Consider the following 17,439-nt stretch of genomic DNA (forward strand, 5'->3'; position numbering starts at 1 on the left):
CGTCTCCTCCGCTCCTATTGGCACCCGGCCCGGATCTTGGAAACCGCGTCGGCGATCGCGTCGTGCAGGACCCAAACGTCGCCTGAATAACAAATGAAATCGAAGCCCTTTGCGTAGAACTCGTGTCCCTGGGCGACGTTGGGCACCAAGCGTCCAAGCGATTTGTTGTGCTTCTTGGCGGCGGCAACGATTTTGGCCATTGCAGCAGTGAAAGTGGGGTGGGCGAAGTCGCCAGGAATGCCGAGCGAGACGGACAGATCGAAATGTCCAACCCACAGACAATCGACCCCGTCCAGTCCCGCGATGCCGTCAATGTTCTTGACGCCGTCGGCGGTCTCGATCAGGCAGATGAACGTCGAGCGCTTGTTGGCGGCCTCGAATTTATCAGCGACCGAGCCTGGCCGGTAGCGGTCATGAGCGATCTGCAGCGCCACGCCGCGGGCGCCGGCAGGGTGGTACTTCATGGAATTGATGATGTGCTGCGCCTGTTCGACGCTGCTCACCATCGGCGCGATCAGGCCTTCGGCGCCCATGTCCATGGCGCGGGCAAGGAAGTGGTAGTCCTGCGATGGCACACGCACCATGACCGGCAGGTCAGCCGCCTCGAAATAGCGGATCGCACTCTTCAGCGTTTCCAAGTTAAATCCCGAATGCTCCATGTCGAAAAAGACGAAATCGCAGCCAGCGGACTTCAGGATGTGACCGATTCCCGGCGTGGCGAACTCGGCGACGAGCGTACCGAGCTTGACCCGCCTGTGAGAAGCTAACGCCCTGAGACTTGGCTCCGACATGCACTTCCTCCCGTTTGCCCCAATGGGCCAATCCGCCTATGTTCGCTTCAATGCGTGGCTTCAAGAACGAGGTCGCAGGTCGTCACCAACTTGGTCACAACGAGCGGCGCGCTCTGCGTATTGAATTCGTCGAAATGAGCGGTGCGGCAGTGGTCCTCGAATGCGGCCTCGCTATCGTAAATCTCATAGAGCAGGACCCGATCCGGTTCGCCGCGCGCCTCCGTCACGTCAAAGCGGCGACAGCCGGCCTCGGTGCGCATCGAGGCGGTCGCATTGGCGTCGACAAGTTCACGGAATCTGTCCCGGGCACCAGGCCTCAGGCAGAAATCGACCCAGACGACAAATCCGGTCATCACTTGGGCCTCGCAAGTTGCAGATACCGCTTGGCCACATATTCGAGATGGCTGCGCATGGCCGCCTCTGACGCGTCTGGATCGCGCGCGGCGACGGCCTCGAAGATTTCGCGATGAGCCTGGTAAGCCTTGCGGTCTTCACCCTTGGCCAATGTGGTGCGACGCTGTTCGAGCAACCATTCAGCTAAGGCCGCGTGAATAGCTGTAAAGATCCGATTGCGGGTGATTACCGCCAGCACGTAATGGAAGTCTACGTCCGTGCGCTCGAAGCGCGCCAGATCGCCGATCGACTGCCGGTTGAGTTCGAGCGCCTCCTTGAGGCTTTCAACGTCTTCCGGGGTAGCATGCACAGCGGCGTTGCGGGCAAGACCGACCTCGAAAAACAGCCGCGCGCTCTGGAAGTCGTGAACCCCTCCCGGCGCCGAAATCATGTGCCGAGCCGGCCCTGAAAGGGCGTCGATCACGAATTGAGGAGTGGGTCGAGTGACGCGGGCACGCTCCCCCGATTTTATCTCGACAAGGCCCATTTTGCTCAGATGCAGCAGGGCCTCACGGATGGAAGGCCGCCCTACCCCGAACTGCCGCATGAGTTCCCGTTCAGATGGGAGACGGTCGGCCTCGGCCAACTCTCCCTCTCGGATCATCCGCTCGAGGTGCGCTACCACCTCGTCCGAAAGCTTCCGCTGTTTGATCAGAACTCCGATCATGTGGCATACCTGTTATACCAATTAGGTACGTTATGATCCCATAGCACCCCTTGTCAACGAGATCTAAGCATCCGGTGGCAGCCCTTAAAGCGACTCCGTCGTTGTCCAGGCGTCCTTTGCGACGCCTTCAATGTCTTCACGAAGATTTCAGTAACTTGAGGGAGAGCGAGCACAATCTGCTCGGTGTTCCGATCGGGAACGGTCTTCGAACCCTGGGTCGGTGGTCAGTTTGAACCTGCGGTGTGGACCCCAGGAGTGCCACCGGGCCGTGTGCTGGCCGAAACCTACCCAACCGCCTGCTTATGAGCTGGGACATGAGCCCTCGATGGCAAGTAGACCTCGACCTGAGCAAGATCAGCGAATGGAAGCGGGTTCACAGCCGAGGCGGAAAACGCGAACTCTCGCTGCTGGACCCCTTTGGCAATACGCCTGCTCCATCTCGTAATCTTTTTCCCCGCCGCAATGTCGCAAAGGAAGGGATTGTCGGGTTAGTCCCCTCTACGCTCCAGAGCGCTCGTCACGTTGTGCTCATCCTTGTGCGGTTAGCGGCCGCCGCTTGAGGATGCGCATTTGAAACTGTCTCAAGATCATTTTAGTCCTGAGGGGCCTCAGGCGGGGGCGCTTGCCATTTAGTTATCGTCACCTGCGCATGTCGAACCCGTACTCGGCGCCAATCTACGCGCTGGCCAGTTTGCGACATGTGGTTTCGGCGATCCGCTTTCAGTGCGACGATCATGCTGGACGGCTGATATGAGGCGCGTTCCCGCCTGGCCATCCAGCCGATCTCGGGCTGATGTGCGTGGACGGCAGTCGTCCTTTGACCACCGCTTCTGGCGGCGCCGATTGGCGAGCCGCCTCGCCATCATTAGCTATGGAACGGAAAAGAAACCATTCAGCATCAGACTACCGCTTTTCGACGCACCTTTTCGAATATGTCGGAACGAGCGCTTGTCGCGCAGCCCACGATGCCCCCCATTGGTGAACCGGTTCCATGAAGAGTCTGACAATACGCCACCGCATCCTCGTCAGTTTCGCAGCCGTTCTGGTGGTCATGTCCGTGATAGCCCTCATCGCGTACGCCTGGTTTCTTCAGGCGGGGGAGGAGGCGACTGAGGTCGAGAAGGGCATCCTTCCGGACCTTTATCACAGTACCGAGATCATGACGGGCCAGATGGCGGCCCATAGTCTGCTTCAGGAATATGCCCTTCAGGACAACCCGTCAGACAGAAGCACGGTTGCAAACGCGATCACGACCAATCGCAACCAGGTGCAGCGGTCGATGGACGACTATGAGGCAACGATCGTCTCCGATATCGACAAGCAGAATTATGCAACCGTCAAACAACTCGCCAACCAATTCCGTCTGGCTGAAACTGCTGTGCTGGAAACAAGCCGGGCTGCCTTGTCGAAAGGTGAAACTCCCAATGAAAGCCCAGCTATCAAGAACGAAGTAGAGCCGATCTTTGTAAAATTGCAGTCCGCTCTGCAGGCCATGGTTGAGGATCACAGAGGCGAGGCAAACAGCGCGACGCAGCGGATCAGCTCGATCGTCAGAACGGCCGAAGTCGGTTTGAGCGTTGGCTTGTTGATAGCCCTCGGGCTAGCCCTTCTTTTGGGTTACCAGCTGTTTCGCGCCATTACAGGTCCGCTCACCCGTTTGGTCGACGCGGTTCAATTGATGCGGCAAGGCGACTTCAGCGAACGGCTCGATCTGAGGCGCCGAGACGAATTCAGCGTGCTTGCCGACGGCTTCAACGCAATGGCGGACGATCTCACAACCCTCATTGGTCAGGTTCAAAGGTCCAGCATACAGGTCGGCACGTCGATAACTGAGATCGCCGCCACCTCCAAGCAACAGCAGGCAACTGCGACTGAAATCGCAGCGACCACAACAGAAATCCGAGCGACAGCCAAGGAAATCTCCGCCACATCAAACGAACTGGTCCGCACGATGAACGAGGTCTCCACAGTTGCCGAACAAACCGCTGCCGTGGCTGGCGGGGGGCAAGCGGGGCTGACCCGTATGGAAGAAACCATGCAGCAGGTCATGGAAGCGGCTGGCGCGATCAATTCCAAACTGGCGATCCTGAGCGAGAAAGCCGGCAGCATCAATCAGGTGGTGACGACCATCACCAAAGTGGCCGATCAGACGAACCTGTTGTCGCTCAACGCTTCCATTGAGGCGGAGAAGGCAGGCCAATATGGCCGGGGTTTTGCAGTGGTGGCGACGGAAATCCGAAGGCTCGCGGACCAGACAGCTGTCTCCACCTACGATATCGAGCAAATGGTCAAGGACATCCAGTCGGCAGTCGCGGCCGGGGTGATGGGCATGGACAAGTTTTCCGAGCAGGTCCGTCGGGGTATGCAGGACATCCAGCAGGTCGGCGGGCAACTCTTCGAGATCATTCAGCAGGTTCAGGGGCTGGTGCCACGTTTCGAAGTCGCCAATGAAGGCATGCAAGCACAGGCGACCGGCGCGGGGCAGATCAGCGACACGCTAACCCAGCTAAGCGAGGCAGCTCAGCAAACAGTCGAGTCCCTTCAGCAATCGACGCTCGCGATCGACGAGCTCAATCAAGTCTCAGGCGGCATGCGAAGTAGCATATCGAGGTTCAAGCTACGAGCATAGCGAGCCGGCAGTAGGAGGTGACAATGCTATTCCTCGCCTTCAACATGGGTCCGGATCGCTACTTGATCGATGTCCACAAAATTGAAGAGGTGCTGCCCTATATCGACGTGAAAGTTCTTCCGGGTGCGCCAACTGGTGTGGTGGGTTTGGTCAGCTATAACGGAATACCCATCCCCCTGATCGATGTCACCCTTCTTGCGCTTGGCCGACCATCGGAGCGCCTGTTGAGCACCCGGATCGTTGTGACGCGCTATCCGGCGGATGATGGCGAGCGACGCCTGCTGGGGCTGATCGCGGAACGGGTGACGGATACGATCGAGCGAGACCCGAGCGATTTCGCGCCGTTCGGACTGGAACCAGGAACCCCGCCCTATCTTGGGCCGGTGGCTTCCGATGGTTTGGAGATCATTCAGTGGGTCAAAGTGGAAGCGCTGCTTTCGGAAGAGATTCGTACCGCTTTGCTCCGCCAGGCGGCAATAGGTGATCAATGACCGGAGCAATAGAAAAGCTCCTGACGGAAACCATTGGACTGGACAGTGCCAGCGTTGGTCCGACAGTGGTTCGTCAGGCGGTCAGAGAACGGATGGAAGCATGCCGGATAACCAACCCTCAGGCCTATAGGCAACACTTGGCCGGTTCCTCGCAGGAGCTGCAGGAGCTGATCAATGCGGTGGTGATCCCAGAGACCTGGTTCTTTCGCGACCGAGAAGCGTTCACGATGCTGGCGCGGCATGCGCGCGCGCACAAGCCTGCTCAGCCGATAAGAATCCTGAGCCTGCCATGTTCAACCGGCGAAGAGGCTTACTCGGTCGCCATGGCCATGTTCGATGCCGGCTTTGAGGCGCATGAGTTCAAGATCGATGGCGTGGACGTCAGCAGCCGCAATATCGCGACGGCTGAACGCGCCATCTATGGCCGCAATTCGTTTCGCGGCAGCCATCTCGAATTCAAGGATCGCTATTTCGAAGCGACCGAGGGCGGGTTGCGGCCTGTTGCTGGGGTGCTGAAACAGGTTCGGTTCATGGTAGGAAACCTGTTCGGTTCTCACGCGCCTTTCGGGCAAGAGGTCTATGACATCCTGCTTTGCCGCAATTTGCTGATCTATTTCAATCGAGAGCTGCAGGATCGCGCATTGATCTGCCTGAAGGACCTGCTGGCCAAAGACGGACTTCTTCTGGTCGGTCCGGCGGAAGCAGCTCTTCCAAGGGTGCATGGCTTTATTTCCGCTCAATGGCCATTGGCCTTCGCCTTTCTGAAATCGGAGCCCGTCAAGACCACGGCGCCGAAAGTTTCGGCCGCCGTCCCGGTGCGGACGCCAAGCCCTAAGGTCAACAAGAGCGAGCCTCTTCGTCCGTTCCGACCGACAATTGGCAATGAAGGCCGCGGGCAGGCTCCGGCCAAGCCGCTTGCACACGCCTCGGAAAGCCTCATCGCGGTTGAACGGATCGCCAATGCAGGACGCGTAAAGGAGGCACAGGAGGTCGCCCTGGCGCATCTCAGGGAGTTCGGTCCTTCCGCAGAAATCTTCTACCTGCTGGGCCTCGTCCAGGATGCGGATGGTTCTGCACCCGAAGCCGCGCAAAGTTATCGCAAGGCGCTCTATCTCGCGCCAAATCATCGAGAAGCTCTTGTCCATCTGGCCTTGCTGCTTAGCAAGCAAGGCGACCATAACGGCGCCGAGGCGCTGGCCGGCCGGCTGGGTCGGGTCCAGAAAAGGAGCGGCAGTTGATGGCGGCTTCGACAAGGATCGCTCAGCCGGTGGAGGAGATCGAAATCAACGACTGCTGGCGGCAAATAGGCGTACGGGGTGACAAGTCATGTCCGCTACTAGAGCAGCATCTCCACTGCCGCAATTGCCCGACCTACAAGAAGATCGCACGACGCCTCCTCGACCGTGCAGCTCCCTCGGCATCTCGCGACGAATGGCCTGACAACGCTGGTCGTGCAGGGATCGATTCGGCAGACAGCGACGCGCTGCAGACGGCCGTTCTCTTCCGTTTGGGGGAGGAATGGCTGGCACTTCCGGTCGGTATTTTTCATGAAGTGGCTGAATCTCGTCGCGTTCATTCACTTCCACATCGCAGGAACAGTGCACTGCTCGGCATTGCGAATGTCCGTGGTGAATTGCTGATTTGCCTTTCCCTGGCCGAATTGCTCGGGATAGACGAGCGCAAGGAAGGGGAACAAGGCACACGAACCAAGGTATTTCGCCGCCTTGTCGTGGTAGGCGAGCGCGACAAGCGGGTTGCTTTTATGGTTGATGAGATCCACGGCTTACATCGGTACCAGGAACGCGACACTCTCGCTGTTCCGGCCATGATTGGGAAGGCACTGTCTGCCGCTACGGTTGCCGTGCTGCCATGGCAAGGACGAGCCGTTGGCTGTCTCGATCCACGACAACTGCTCACGATGCTGGATCGGAGCATCGCATGACAGATGAAGACTTCAGCCAGGTTTCGATGCTCAGCCTCTTCCAGGCCGAACTGGAGACGCAGTCACGGGCTCTGACCTCTGGACTTCTGGCACTCGAACGCGATCCTATCGCCGCCGACGCCCTGGAAGCATGCATGCGTGCCGCGCATTCCCTGAAAGGAGCTGCCCGCATCATCGACCTGATGCCCGCAGTCAAAGTTGCAAATGCGATGGAAGACTGCCTGGTCGCAGCGCAACGCGGGCATCTGAGGGTGCGACGGGAGCATATAGACGCGCTTCTGCAAGGTTCTGACCTTTTGAAATTGATCGCATCGGGATCATCGAGCGAGAGCGCCAACTCAGAAGTCGAAACCTTTCTCGCGAAGTTCGAGGGGTTGTCCCTCCCCCAGGCAAAGCCCGGTCCCCAAGATTCTGCAGCTGATTTCGCAACTCCAGATCATGCCCAGGAGCAACTGGCGACGACCTCTTCAGCGAACCTCCTCGTTGGGGCGGTACCGCAAGCCCACGGCAGCATCGGCTCTGATAGAATGGTTCGGGTGACGGCAGACAGCCTGAACCGATTGCTCGGGCTGGCTGGCGAGTCGCTGATGGAAGCTCGGCGGCTCAGGCCATTCGCTGACGGGCTGCTACGGCTGAAGCGACTTCAATCGGACCTCGCAAGTGCGTTCGACAATCTTCATGCAGTGCTGCCGCCGGTTTCAAACGATGCGGCGGTGGTGGAGGCGCTGGCTGAAGCGCAGCGAAAGCTTCGGTTGAGCCAAGCGTTCCTGGCGGAGCGTTTCGATGAGTTGGATTCAGTGGATCGGAAAGCGACCGATCTTGCCAACAGATTGTACGACGAAACGTTGGCGAGCCGGATGCGGCCTTTTGAGGACGGCGTGCGACACTATGCGAGAATGATCCGCGACCTCGGTCGTACCCTTGGCAAGCGGGTGCGACTGGAGATCGTAGGCGGCTCGACCGGCATCGACCGCGATATCCTCGAGCAGCTCGATGCCCCTTTGGGGCACCTTCTGCGCAACGCTGTAGACCATGGGCTTGAACCGCCTGAGGAGCGCCTCGCGATGGGCAAACCCGAAGAGGGGCTCATCAGGCTCGAAGCGAGGCACAATGCCGGGCTGCTGCAGATAGCCGTGGTGGACGACGGCAGGGGGATAGAGCTCTCGAAGCTGCGCGAGACCGTCGTCGCCCGGCAACTTGCAACCAGGGAAAGTGCTGAAACACTCAGCGAAAGCGAATTGCTCGCGTTTCTGTTTCTGCCAGGCTTTTCCATGAAAGCGGGCCTTACCGACGTCTCAGGTCGCGGTGTGGGGCTCGATGCAGTGCAAGCCATGACGAAGGAAGTCCGGGGAGTCGCAAGCGTCTCCTCAGAATTTGGCCACGGAACCCGATTTCAACTGCAATTGCCGCTGACACTGTCGGTCCTGCGCACGCTGCTCGTCGATGTCGATGGAGAGCCCTATGCTTTTCCACTCGCTGCCATTTCCAAGACTTTGAAACTGCAGCGGACGGAGATCAACGTCCTGCAGGGCCGGCCGCATTTTCGATTGAACGATCGACAGATCGGGCTGGTCACCGCTCGCGAGGTGCTCGATCGAGGTGAGCCCGGATCGGAACCGAACGAACTATCGGTCGTCGTCGTAGATGCGGGTCGGGGCGATGCGTACGGCCTGATCGTTGACCGTTTTCTCGGGGAACGCGAGTTAGTGATCAGACCTCTCGATCCACGGTTTGCCAAGATCAAGGACATCAGCGCAGCGGCCCTGATGGAAGATGGTTCGCCCGTTCTGATCTTCGATGTCGACGATCTGATCCGATCGGTGGAAAAGCTTGCATCGTCCAGCGGATTTCGAGCTCTTCGGCGCGCCGCGGGCGGTCCCGAAGCGAGCAGGCGCAAGCGCGTGCTCGTGATTGACGATTCACTGACGGTTCGCGAACTCCAGCGCAAGATGCTCGGCAATTACGGTTATGAGGTCGAAGTGGCGGTAGACGGCATGGACGGGTGGAATGCCGTCCGGTCTGGTCCTTTCGATCTCGTCGTCACCGACATCGACATGCCTCGCATGGATGGCATCGAGCTGGTGAGTTTGATCAGAAAGGACGCTGATCTCAAGAACACACCCATTATGATCGTTTCATACAAGGATCGGGAAGAAGATCGCGCGCGCGGGCTCGACGCAGGTGCGGACTATTATCTGACCAAGAGTAGTTTTCAGGACGAGGCGCTGATCCATGCCGTCGTGGACATGATTGGCGAGGCGGCTGAATGAGATCGAGATTGGAAGCCAGCGAATGAGAATCGGCGTAGTCAACGACATGCCGATGGCGGTTGAACTTCTGCGTCGACTGGTCCTGTCGACCGGCGAACATCAGGTCGCGTGGATCGCGACCAATGGGCGTGAGGCGGTCGAGGTCTGCAGACGTGATCTGCCGGATCTGATACTCATGGATCTAGCGATGCCAGAGATGGACGGCGTGGAAGCGACGCGCAGAATCATGGCGGAAACCCCGTGCTCAATCTTGCTGGTGACCGCCAGTATCGAAGCCAACCTCGCCGGCGTCTACGAAGCAATGGGTCATGGCGCGCTTGACGCAGTCGATATTCCGTCGGTGGGCATCGAAGGCAACGCGTCCTCGCAATCCGCCCGGCTTTTGACGAACAAGATACGAACGATAGGCAAGTTGATCGGTGATGCGCCTACCCAGGCAAAAAGGTGGATGTCACGTGCGGCTGAGCCGTCAACTCGACGCCTGATAGCAATCGGCGCCTCTGCGGGCGGGCCGGCTGCCGTTGCCGCAGTCCTGAGCGCGTTTCCCGTTGATTTTGGCGGCGCGATTGTGCTCGTCCAGCATCTCGATGCTCAGTTCGTTCCAGGCCTTGTTGATTGGCTAGGGCAGCATACGCGTCTCCCGATCCGTCCGGCGGGGGAAAGGGATAGTCCTCAAGCGGGCACCGTTCTCGTAGCCAGTTCTGCGGATCATCTGGTTTTCAAGTCAGCTCAGCAACTTGGCTATACGCCCAGCCCCAAGGACAATGTTTATCGGCCGTCCGTAGATGTGTTCTTCGAAAGTGCGGCGCAATGGTGGCCTGGCTCAGTGATTGGTGTTCTGCTCACAGGCATGGGCAGGGATGGTGCGCGCGGGCTGAGACAGCTCCGTGACAAGGGGCATCTCACAATCGCGCAGGATAGAGCAACCAGTGCCGTCTATGGCATGCCGAAGGCCGCCGCCGACATCGGCGCGGCTGTTGATATTCTTCCTTTGGGTGCGATCGGCTCACGTATAATCGAAGCCTGCGAGCGCCCCCACGTGAAAGGCCCGTTCCGATGACGCAAGAACCAGAGTTGGTCCCGCCACTCGCAGATAACTATTCATCCATGGTTCTGCTCATCGATGATCAGATCATGGTTTGCGAGGCGGTCAGGCGCGCTCTAGCCAACGAGCCCGATATATCCTTACACTTCTGCACCGACCCGTTGAGAGCGATGACGGTCGCGGATGAGGTAAAGCCAACCGTTATCCTGCAGGATCTCGTCATGCCCGGGGTGGATGGGCTACATCTGGTGCGAGAATACAGGAAGCATGCGTCGACACGCGCGGTTCCAGTCATTGTGCTGTCGAGCAAGGAAGATCCAGCCACCAAGGGCGAAGCCTTCGCTGCGGGCGCGAACGACTATCTCGTCAAACTGCCGGATCGTATCGAGTTGATTGCACGCATTCGATATCACACGCGGGCCTATCTGGATCACGTCCAGCGAGACTCGGCACACCGAGCGCTGAGGGAAAGCCAGCGACAGCTGATCAGTGCAAATCTAGAGCTTGAACGTCTGACGCGGATCGATGGCCTGACGGGTCTCGGCAACAGGCGCTATTTTGACGAATATCTGGCGGCTGAATGGAAACGCGCTTTTCGCGCACAGTCCCCACTGTCGCTGTTGATGATCGATGCCGACAACTTCAAACGATACAACGATACCTATGGCCATATGGCCGGCGACGATGTGCTCAAGCAAATCGCCCGCGTAATCCAGAGCGGTTCCGGCCGTTCCACCGATCTCGCTGCGCGGTACGGAGGCGAAGAGTTCGTCATCGTGCTGGTCGACACTATACTGGAACAATCCAGTGCGATCGCCGAGCGGCTCGTCCAGAGCGTGCGAGAGTTGAACATACCCCACGGCCCGGATCGCGTGACCATCAGCGTCGGCGTCGCAACAGCGGTGCCCACCGAGAACGAGACGCCAAATGATTTCGTCAATGCCGCCGATTTGGCTCTGTTTCGTGCCAAATCGGAAGGACGAAATCGTGTTGCGCTTCATATGTCCCGCAGCTAGAGAAGCTCACATCTCAGTCAACGAAGCGCGCCCTGTTCGATTTGAGGACGACCTTGGCGAAGTCGGGCATCTCGAGACCTTGCCGCACCAGGCCATCAAGAGTTTTCTCAGCCGCCCTGATGGCGGAGAGCCGGGCCAGCACCGACTCAGCCTCCAGGCGAGGCACCACGGCGAGACCGTCGCGGTCGCCGACCAGTATGTCTCCCGGCGAGATAGTCACTCCTCCCACTACCACCGGGAATCCGACCGTGCCTGGACCATTGCGCGCAGGCGAGTTCGCAATGATCCCGGCACAGTAAACCGGCAACCCGACCGCCTCGATCCCGACAACGTCGCGCACGAGGCCGTCAGTGATGAAGCCGGCGACTCCCTTGTTGCGCGCCATGCCGAGCACGAGATCGCCAGTTACCGCCGTACCGGCAAAGCTGTCGGTGGCCGCGACGATGACATCGCCACTTGCTGCGGCATCCAGTGCTCCAAACAGGGCGAGGTTGTCGGCGGGACCGCAGTGACAGGTCACGGCGACGCCGACCATCGTCGCAGTAGCTGGCGACAGTGGCTTGATCGCATAATGCAAGGCGCCGCGTCCCCCCATCGCGTCTACGACCTGGCTAACCGGCACGCCCGCAAAAGCACTGATGATTTCTGCTGCGGGCCGTTCGAAACGGCGCTTGATGGTGAGCAGTGGTGGGTCTTCAATCATGTAGCGGCCCCATTCCCTGAACGAACGAAATACAGTCCGGCCCGAGGTCGCGCAGGCTCCGCGCGCCCATCAGTCCCATGACGCGGTCGATTTCCTTGCGGTAGAGTTCGAGCACGTGGCGTACCCCCTCCTCGCCGGCGACCGCGAGCCCCCACAACTGCGGCCGCCCGATCAGACAGCACGAGGCGCCGAGCGCTAGGGCCTTGACGACGTCAGAGCCTCGCCTGATGCCTCCGTCAATAAGCACTGGTACGCGGCCGGCGACAGCCGCGACAACTGCCGTCAACGCGTCCAGGGATGCGGCGGCGCCGTCAAGCTGACGTCCCCCATGATTGGATACGATGATGCCGTCGATTCCTCGGGCTACAGCCTCGGCGGCTTCGCTGGGATGCAGGACGCCTTTCAGCAACAACGGTCCGGACCAGACAGTGCGCAGCCAGTCGACATCGGCCCAGGAGAGTCCGGGATCGAGCATTGCCGCCATCCGGCCCGCCAATGCACCGACCGTCGCCGTATCTCCGGGGCGCGCGTAGTTGCCGAAGGTCAGTTTCGGGAGTCGGGTGCGCATACGAAGAAGCCACGCCGCCTTGGTGGCGGTCGCGAGGGTTCCGGCCACACCGAAGCGCGGCGGGATGGCAAAACCGTTGCGGATGTCGCGTTCACGGTTGCCAAGCATCTGGTTGTCGATGGTGAGCACCAGCGCGTCGTAGCTTGAGGCACGCGCCCGATGCACCATTTCTCGGGTGAAGCCGCGATCGGTGTAGACGAACACCTGCATCCACCGTGGGCTACTTCCGGTGGCTGCTATGTCCTCCAGCGTGCAGACGGATCCGTGGCTGGCGCAGTAGAATGTCCCTGCGGCCGCTGCGGCTCGGGCGGCTGCGCGCTCGCCGTCGGGCCAGAACAGCCCAGCCAGGCCGGTTGGCGCGATGCCCAGCGGGATGGCAAGTTTCGCGCCGAAGAGGTCAAGGGAAAGGTCTCGCGTCGTTGCACCGTTGAGCGGTCGCGGCAGAATGGCAACCTCGTTGAAAGCTTGCTCGTTCCGGCGCAGCGTTCGCTCATCCTCGGCACCGCCATCGGCGAAGTCGAACACCGGGCGTGGCAAAGTCCGCCGCGCGGCGATGCGGACCGCGGCCACGCTGTACAGGCGCTTCAACGCCGCCATCGAAGCAGACGATGCCGCACCGCCGGCGCCGGGGTCATCGCCTGTGTTTGAGGCGGACGAGGAGCTACTCACGGTTGCTTTCCGCCGATGCGACCATGATGCGTCGGTCCACCGCCTCCCGGAACACGCACGCAGGAGAGTGTTCCCTCAAAGGAGGGATCGCTGCCGGTCGCCAGCACGCCGGCATTTGTCACCCAAAGCATCTCGCCCGAGAAGACGCAGTTGGTCGTTGCCTTGCCGCAGACGAAGAAACCTTCCGCTGTGCCGTTGGGCTTCAGAACGTGAATGCCGTTGGCGGCAATATCCGTGACATAAAGGCGGCCATCGGCTCCGACCTTCAGCCCGTCCGGGATCGGATTGGGCCCAGGCAAGCGGCCCAGGTCTTCGACGCAACCATCCGGACGCTGCCGCTTGACGCGCCCCGTATAGGACTCCCCCCAAATGATCGAGCCGTCGGCTTCGATCGCCACACCATTGGGGAAGGTCGGCTTGTCGAAGCCGAGAGCAAGGTACGCACTGCCGTCGGGGTTGACGGCAAAGATGTAGCTTGGGTCCGGATTCCCCGGGTTGTATGTGCCGGGATCGCTGAAGATGAGCCGGCCGTCAGCAGCAAATACAAGATCGTTTGGCCCATTGAGCCGAATGCCCGCGACTTCGCTCAGCAGGATTTCCGGCTTTCCGCCTTCGGCAACCCGCTGGATCGATGGCGTCGTCATGTCCGCGGCCCGCCAAGGTCCGGTCGTGCCGCCGTTCTGGCAGACATAGAGCAGGTCATCCGATCCGAGAACGCAGGCGTTGGGCGCTCCGGCAACATACGCGAACTGGCGAGCACTTCCGTCGCGATCTATGGCCGTCAGCTGGCTGCGATAGCTTTCGACGATGACAATTCGGCCATCGGGCAGCACCGTCGGGCCCTCGGGCCAGCCAAGGCCGGTCGCGACAACCTCGACGGCCAGCTTTTCAACCTCGTTCATCGTGCGACCCCCAGAACGGCAGCCTATCAAGATTTGTCGGGTATAATCCAGCCTGACGATCTGGCGGTCACCGGACCCGGCGACTCGAAAGATAGCCAGGCTGACGTGCGCGTTGCTGGGCCCCCCTAGGCCGGCCCCCACCCCGACGCCGGTGAACCCCGACGGGCGGAGGCCTATGGCTACAGCGACGAGCCGATCGGTGTCTACACAGCTCGGTAGCACTGGCTTGCTCCTCCAGGTTGCGTGGCAGGATTAGGTGCTGCTGAGGCCAGCGTGCAAGGAACAAGTGCAGGTGGAGAAGGTTGAATCTCAGTTCCTCTCCCTCTAACACTCACAAAGTCCAACAATTCTCTGCTCCGCTGCCAGGCGCTCTGGAGCCCGAGCGTTTGCAGGGCGTGCGTGTGGCCAAAAGCTGGGGAGCGCCGCAGCGCCCAGGCGTGCAAATTGCTCTCTGAACGCCGATCCTTCTCCGAAGCTGGGGAGTAGCCCCAAAATCCAACAGCAATATCATGCCTCAACGGCGGTTTTGCCACTGCCAGTTTTGCGGTTCGCTCGCCTGTCAAAAGGGACAGTCTTTCGGGTCACGATCCGGAGTGGGTTGCCAAGGCTCCCGGAATCGAGGTGGCCCACTTTTGCGTCGGGGCTCCGCCACTCTTCAGATCAACAGCAACCAGCACCAATAAGCACCAATCACCATTTGCACAGCGAACGCGGTGAACCTGAGACTGACCGCGAGTTGGCTGGTTGAGACGAGGTGGATCACCGACTGCACTATACGTGCGCCTAACATCGTGGAGGCCAAGGGATCCGTGACATCTGTCTTTGAAATGATGATCGCGACTCCGAGCAGACCTCCGAAGATTGGAAGCCCTTCAATGCAGTTGGCGTGGGCACGGGCTAACCTCCGCATAAACGGGGAGAGGGCTCCGTTATCTGGCGTAAAGCCGTTTGCCGGGACTTGCCCAGAGATCACCAGGTAGCTCCGGATAACTTCCATCACGATCAGCAGGGCCAGGGCCCACGAGATGAAGCCAGTCAATGCGTAAGCACTCGCCGACATGTGCCCTCCCCGTTGCTAGCACTCTAGGTCGTTGTAGCCGATCAACTAGTCTAATGCTATTCGACGAGGAGGGGCGGCCTGTAGTGGGGCCGAAACGGAATAGCAGCTTTTGGACGTTGTGCCCGGAATAGCTGCCGTTCAGCCAATCAGCAGTGATTGACCGCTTTCGCCCTTTAGCGACCCTTCCGCGCCAGATCAGTCGATGCTTGAAGCTGCCATTCGCAGAGTGAAAGCGGCGTCGAGCATGGTCAGAAAGGCGCGCACGGCGGGGTTGGCGCGTCGGCTTGCCGGCCAGAGCACGGTGACATTGTTTCGCTCGACCGCGAACGTGGACAGCACTGGGACCAGTTCGCCGCGCTTCACATAGGGAGCCGCCATGAAGGAGGCGCCTATGCCTATCCCACCGCCGGCTGCCAGCATGATGAGCACCGCATCGCTGGCATCGGCGACCACACCGGAATTGGGCACGATCTCGATTTCACGGTCGCCAATCCGGAAGGGCCAGCGAAAGGCCTGGCCTGTGCTCTGATATCGAAGGTTGACGGTGTCGTGCCCTTCCAGGTGATCGGGATGGGTCGGTGTGCCGCGTTCCTCGAGATAGGCTGGCGAGGCGAAGCAGCAAAGCCGATGGGGTGCGAGCTTGCGTGATAGTAGCCGGGTGTCAGCCAGATCACCGATGCGTATGGCGACATCGATCCCTTCCTCGATCATGTCCACCATCTGGTCACCCAGCCTGAGATCGACGATCAGGTTCGGATGGAGCCGACGGAAAGCCGGTAAAGCCGGAGCGATCAGATGCAGTCCGATCGGCAGCGACGCGGCCACGCGCAACGTGCCCGATGGTTCGGAGCGCGCGGTCATTGCCGCCTGCTCTATTTCCTCCGCCTCGCGTAGCAGACGCAGCGCGCGCTCATGCAGGTCGCGCCCTTCGGGCGTGAAGGTGAGCGAGCGCGTTGTACGGGTAAACAGCGACACTCCTAAATGCCGCTCGAGCCGCTGGACGCTCTTGCTGACCGCCGACGGGGAAATCGACAGCGCGCGCGCCGCTGCCGTGTAGCTGCCCAGCGATCCCGCACGCGCGAAGGCGATGATGCCAGTGAGCCGATCCAAAGTGATATGTTCCGCCATGGCATTACTTAACCGCCATCGGCACCGATTATCAACCCGCGGACATGCCGCTAGATTCGCTCCAATGACATGGATGAGCGGAGATTTCACCAATGAGCGATAAGATGAAGGCAGTCCGTCTGCACGCATTCGGTGGTCCCGAGATGCTGGTGTACGAAGACGCGCCTAGGCCGGGTGTGAAGCCCGGCGAGGTGCTTGTCCGAGTCCAGGCGGCCGGGCTTAATCCGCCCGACTGGTATCTGCGGGATGGCTATCGCGCACTGCCGCCAGAATGGCGACCCAACGCGTCCTTCCCACTGATTCTCGGCACGGACGTGTCGGGCGTCATTGAAGCGGTTGGCGCTGACGTCGCTGAGTTCAGCATCGGTGACGAGGTCTACGCAATGGTTCGCTTCCCCGATAACTTGATGACGGGTAGCAATGCCTACGCGCATTATGTCAGTGTGCCGGCATCGCATGTTGCGTTGAAACCAGCCGGCATCGACCATATTCATGCGGCTGGTGCGCCGATGTCGCTTCTGACGGCATGGCAGTTCTTGATCGAACTTGGCCACGACGAGCCGAATCCGTTCCAGCCCTTACCGCATGAGCCGGTGCCCCTCGACGGCAAGACGGTGCTCATCAATGGTGCCGGAGGCGGTGTCGGGCATCTGGCCGTCCAGTTGGCGAAATGGCGGGGCGCTCGCGTCATCGCCGTGGCATCGGCGAAGAACGAGGCGCTGATGCGCGGTCTCGGCGTGGATCAGTTCATCGACTACAAGACGACCGGGGCGGAAGATGTCGTCCGAGACGTCGACCTTGTCCTCGACGCGGTGGGCGGCGCGGACATGGAGCGCTTCTTCCAGGTTCTGAAGCCGGGCGGCGCGCTGTTCCTGGTCAACCCGCTGGGCTTCGCTGGTCACGAAGAGACAGAGAGGCTGGGGATCACGGTCTCATCCACACAGGTTCGATCCAATGGCGCGCAGTTGGCAAAAGCCGCCCGCCTGCTCGACGACGGCCTTGTGCGTGTCGTCATCGACAGCACATTCCCGCTGGCCGAGACATCGCGCGCACATGAGCGCGCCGCCGACGGCAGTATTCAAGGCAAGATCGTGCTGGCCGTCTGAATTGTTGCTTTCAGTCCGACCGACCATCGGGAGTGCAGACGATCGGGCGGGATTACGCC

At 60.2% G+C, this 17,439-nt stretch carries 16 protein-coding genes; 8 read left to right on the forward strand and 8 right to left on the reverse strand.

The annotated features are described in order from the left end of the window. Positions 1-14 precede the first annotated feature (14 nt). From NLY43_RS03470 to nanR, 3 genes are read right to left on the reverse strand one after another with little or no spacing between them, the layout of a single operon-like run. Positions 15-791 (reverse strand): HpcH/HpaI aldolase family protein, encoded by a 777-nt coding sequence (locus NLY43_RS03470; protein ID WP_023730901.1) that lies wholly within the window; start codon positions 789-791, stop codon positions 15-17. A gap of 47 nt (positions 792-838) precedes the next feature. Continuing rightward, positions 839-1,144: a putative quinol monooxygenase gene (locus tag NLY43_RS03475; protein ID WP_023713479.1), complete on the reverse strand. Its 306-nt coding sequence runs from the start codon at positions 1,142-1,144 to the stop codon at positions 839-841. Further along, positions 1,144-1,851, reverse strand: coding sequence for a transcriptional regulator NanR (nanR, locus tag NLY43_RS03480; RefSeq protein ID WP_023713480.1), 708 nt, complete (start codon positions 1,849-1,851; stop codon positions 1,144-1,146). The genes NLY43_RS03475 and nanR overlap by 1 nt, the downstream gene beginning before the upstream one ends. A 991-nt stretch (positions 1,852-2,842) precedes the next feature. On the opposite strand from nanR, the gene NLY43_RS03485 reads away from it, so the two are divergent. The 7 genes from NLY43_RS03485 to NLY43_RS03515 are packed head-to-tail and all read left to right on the forward strand — an operon-like array spanning position 2,843 to position 11,244. After that, on the forward strand, positions 2,843-4,480 hold the full coding sequence (locus NLY43_RS03485; RefSeq protein ID WP_023713481.1) for a methyl-accepting chemotaxis protein: 1,638 nt from the start codon (positions 2,843-2,845) through the stop codon (positions 4,478-4,480). A gap of 23 nt (positions 4,481-4,503) precedes the next feature. Further along, entirely contained in the window at positions 4,504-4,971 is a 468-nt protein-coding gene (locus NLY43_RS03490) for a chemotaxis protein CheW (protein ID WP_023713482.1), read from the forward strand. Next, the gene (locus NLY43_RS03495) at positions 4,968-6,209 is read left to right on the forward strand and encodes a CheR family methyltransferase (protein ID WP_023713483.1); all 1,242 of its coding nucleotides are present in this window, start codon (positions 4,968-4,970) and stop codon (positions 6,207-6,209) included. The genes NLY43_RS03490 and NLY43_RS03495 overlap by 4 nt, the downstream gene beginning before the upstream one ends. Further along, entirely contained in the window at positions 6,209-6,913 is a 705-nt protein-coding gene (locus NLY43_RS03500; RefSeq protein WP_023819373.1) for a chemotaxis protein CheW, read from the forward strand. The genes NLY43_RS03495 and NLY43_RS03500 overlap by 1 nt, the downstream gene beginning before the upstream one ends. Next, positions 6,910-9,183 (forward strand): hybrid sensor histidine kinase/response regulator, encoded by a 2,274-nt coding sequence (locus tag NLY43_RS03505; protein ID WP_023713485.1) that lies wholly within the window; start codon positions 6,910-6,912, stop codon positions 9,181-9,183. Before NLY43_RS03500 ends, NLY43_RS03505 begins: the two co-directional genes overlap by 4 nt. 22 nt (positions 9,184-9,205) lie before the next feature. Further along, positions 9,206-10,243, forward strand: a complete 1,038-nt coding sequence (locus NLY43_RS03510; RefSeq protein ID WP_023713486.1) for a chemotaxis response regulator protein-glutamate methylesterase — start codon at positions 9,206-9,208, stop codon at positions 10,241-10,243. A 47-nt stretch (positions 10,244-10,290) separates the two neighbouring features. Beyond that, on the forward strand, positions 10,291-11,244 hold the full coding sequence (locus NLY43_RS03515) for a response regulator (protein ID WP_023669440.1): 954 nt from the start codon (positions 10,291-10,293) through the stop codon (positions 11,242-11,244). Positions 11,245-11,257: 13 nt separating this feature from the next. Here NLY43_RS03515 and NLY43_RS03520 read toward each other — a convergent pair whose 3' ends face one another. The 5 genes from NLY43_RS03520 to NLY43_RS03540 all read right to left on the reverse strand — a co-directional run bounded on the left by NLY43_RS03520 (position 11,258) and on the right by NLY43_RS03540 (position 16,274). After that, on the reverse strand, positions 11,258-11,947 hold the full coding sequence (locus NLY43_RS03520) for an RraA family protein (protein WP_023713487.1): 690 nt from the start codon (positions 11,945-11,947) through the stop codon (positions 11,258-11,260). Beyond that, positions 11,940-13,112 carry an alpha-hydroxy acid oxidase gene (locus tag NLY43_RS03525; RefSeq protein ID WP_023827589.1) on the reverse strand — a complete coding sequence of 391 codons (1,173 nt, stop codon included), beginning with the start codon at positions 13,110-13,112 and terminating at the stop codon, positions 11,940-11,942. Before NLY43_RS03525 ends, NLY43_RS03520 begins: the two co-directional genes overlap by 8 nt. A gap of 68 nt (positions 13,113-13,180) precedes the next feature. Beyond that, positions 13,181-14,308, reverse strand: coding sequence for an SMP-30/gluconolactonase/LRE family protein (locus NLY43_RS03530; RefSeq protein ID WP_156935538.1), 1,128 nt, complete (start codon positions 14,306-14,308; stop codon positions 13,181-13,183). Positions 14,309-14,741: 433 nt separating this feature from the next. Next, complete coding sequence (locus NLY43_RS03535) at positions 14,742-15,146, reverse strand: MAPEG family protein (protein WP_023682292.1); 405 nt, start codon at positions 15,144-15,146, stop codon at positions 14,742-14,744. Between the two features lie 195 nt (positions 15,147-15,341). Further along, positions 15,342-16,274 (reverse strand): LysR family transcriptional regulator, encoded by a 933-nt coding sequence (locus tag NLY43_RS03540; protein WP_023689456.1) that lies wholly within the window; start codon positions 16,272-16,274, stop codon positions 15,342-15,344. Between the two features lie 92 nt (positions 16,275-16,366). Here NLY43_RS03540 and NLY43_RS03545 point away from each other — a divergent pair, with 92 nt between their 5' ends. Continuing rightward, positions 16,367-17,380, forward strand: coding sequence for an NADP-dependent oxidoreductase (locus tag NLY43_RS03545; protein WP_023713490.1), 1,014 nt, complete (start codon positions 16,367-16,369; stop codon positions 17,378-17,380). The last annotated feature ends 59 nt before the right edge of the window (positions 17,381-17,439 follow it).

The organism is Mesorhizobium sp. C416B (genome assembly GCF_030323165.1).
Classification (GTDB): domain Bacteria; phylum Pseudomonadota; class Alphaproteobacteria; order Rhizobiales; family Rhizobiaceae; genus Mesorhizobium.

Excerpts from the sequence above, each read along its gene's own strand:
- NLY43_RS03470 (WP_023730901.1), bottom strand. The coding sequence starts at position 791 with ATGTCGGAGCCAAGTCTCAGGGCGTTAGCTTCTCACAGGCGGGTCAAG.
- NLY43_RS03475 (WP_023713479.1), bottom strand. The coding sequence starts at position 1,144 with ATGACCGGATTTGTCGTCTGGGTCGATTTCTGCCTGAGGCCTGGTGCC.
- nanR (WP_023713480.1), bottom strand. The coding sequence starts at position 1,851 with ATGATCGGAGTTCTGATCAAACAGCGGAAGCTTTCGGACGAGGTGGTA.
- NLY43_RS03485 (WP_023713481.1), top strand. The coding sequence starts at position 2,843 with ATGAAGAGTCTGACAATACGCCACCGCATCCTCGTCAGTTTCGCAGCC.
- NLY43_RS03490 (WP_023713482.1), top strand. The coding sequence starts at position 4,504 with ATGCTATTCCTCGCCTTCAACATGGGTCCGGATCGCTACTTGATCGAT.
- NLY43_RS03495 (WP_023713483.1), top strand. The coding sequence starts at position 4,968 with ATGACCGGAGCAATAGAAAAGCTCCTGACGGAAACCATTGGACTGGAC.
- NLY43_RS03500 (WP_023819373.1), top strand. The coding sequence starts at position 6,209 with ATGGCGGCTTCGACAAGGATCGCTCAGCCGGTGGAGGAGATCGAAATC.
- NLY43_RS03505 (WP_023713485.1), top strand. The coding sequence starts at position 6,910 with ATGACAGATGAAGACTTCAGCCAGGTTTCGATGCTCAGCCTCTTCCAG.
- NLY43_RS03510 (WP_023713486.1), top strand. The coding sequence starts at position 9,206 with ATGAGAATCGGCGTAGTCAACGACATGCCGATGGCGGTTGAACTTCTG.
- NLY43_RS03515 (WP_023669440.1), top strand. The coding sequence starts at position 10,291 with ATGGTTCTGCTCATCGATGATCAGATCATGGTTTGCGAGGCGGTCAGG.
- NLY43_RS03520 (WP_023713487.1), bottom strand. The coding sequence starts at position 11,947 with ATGATTGAAGACCCACCACTGCTCACCATCAAGCGCCGTTTCGAACGG.
- NLY43_RS03525 (WP_023827589.1), bottom strand. The coding sequence starts at position 13,112 with ATGGCGGCGTTGAAGCGCCTGTACAGCGTGGCCGCGGTCCGCATCGCC.
- NLY43_RS03535 (WP_023682292.1), bottom strand. The coding sequence starts at position 15,146 with ATGTCGGCGAGTGCTTACGCATTGACTGGCTTCATCTCGTGGGCCCTG.
- NLY43_RS03540 (WP_023689456.1), bottom strand. The coding sequence starts at position 16,274 with ATGGCGGAACATATCACTTTGGATCGGCTCACTGGCATCATCGCCTTC.
- NLY43_RS03545 (WP_023713490.1), top strand. The coding sequence starts at position 16,367 with ATGAGCGATAAGATGAAGGCAGTCCGTCTGCACGCATTCGGTGGTCCC.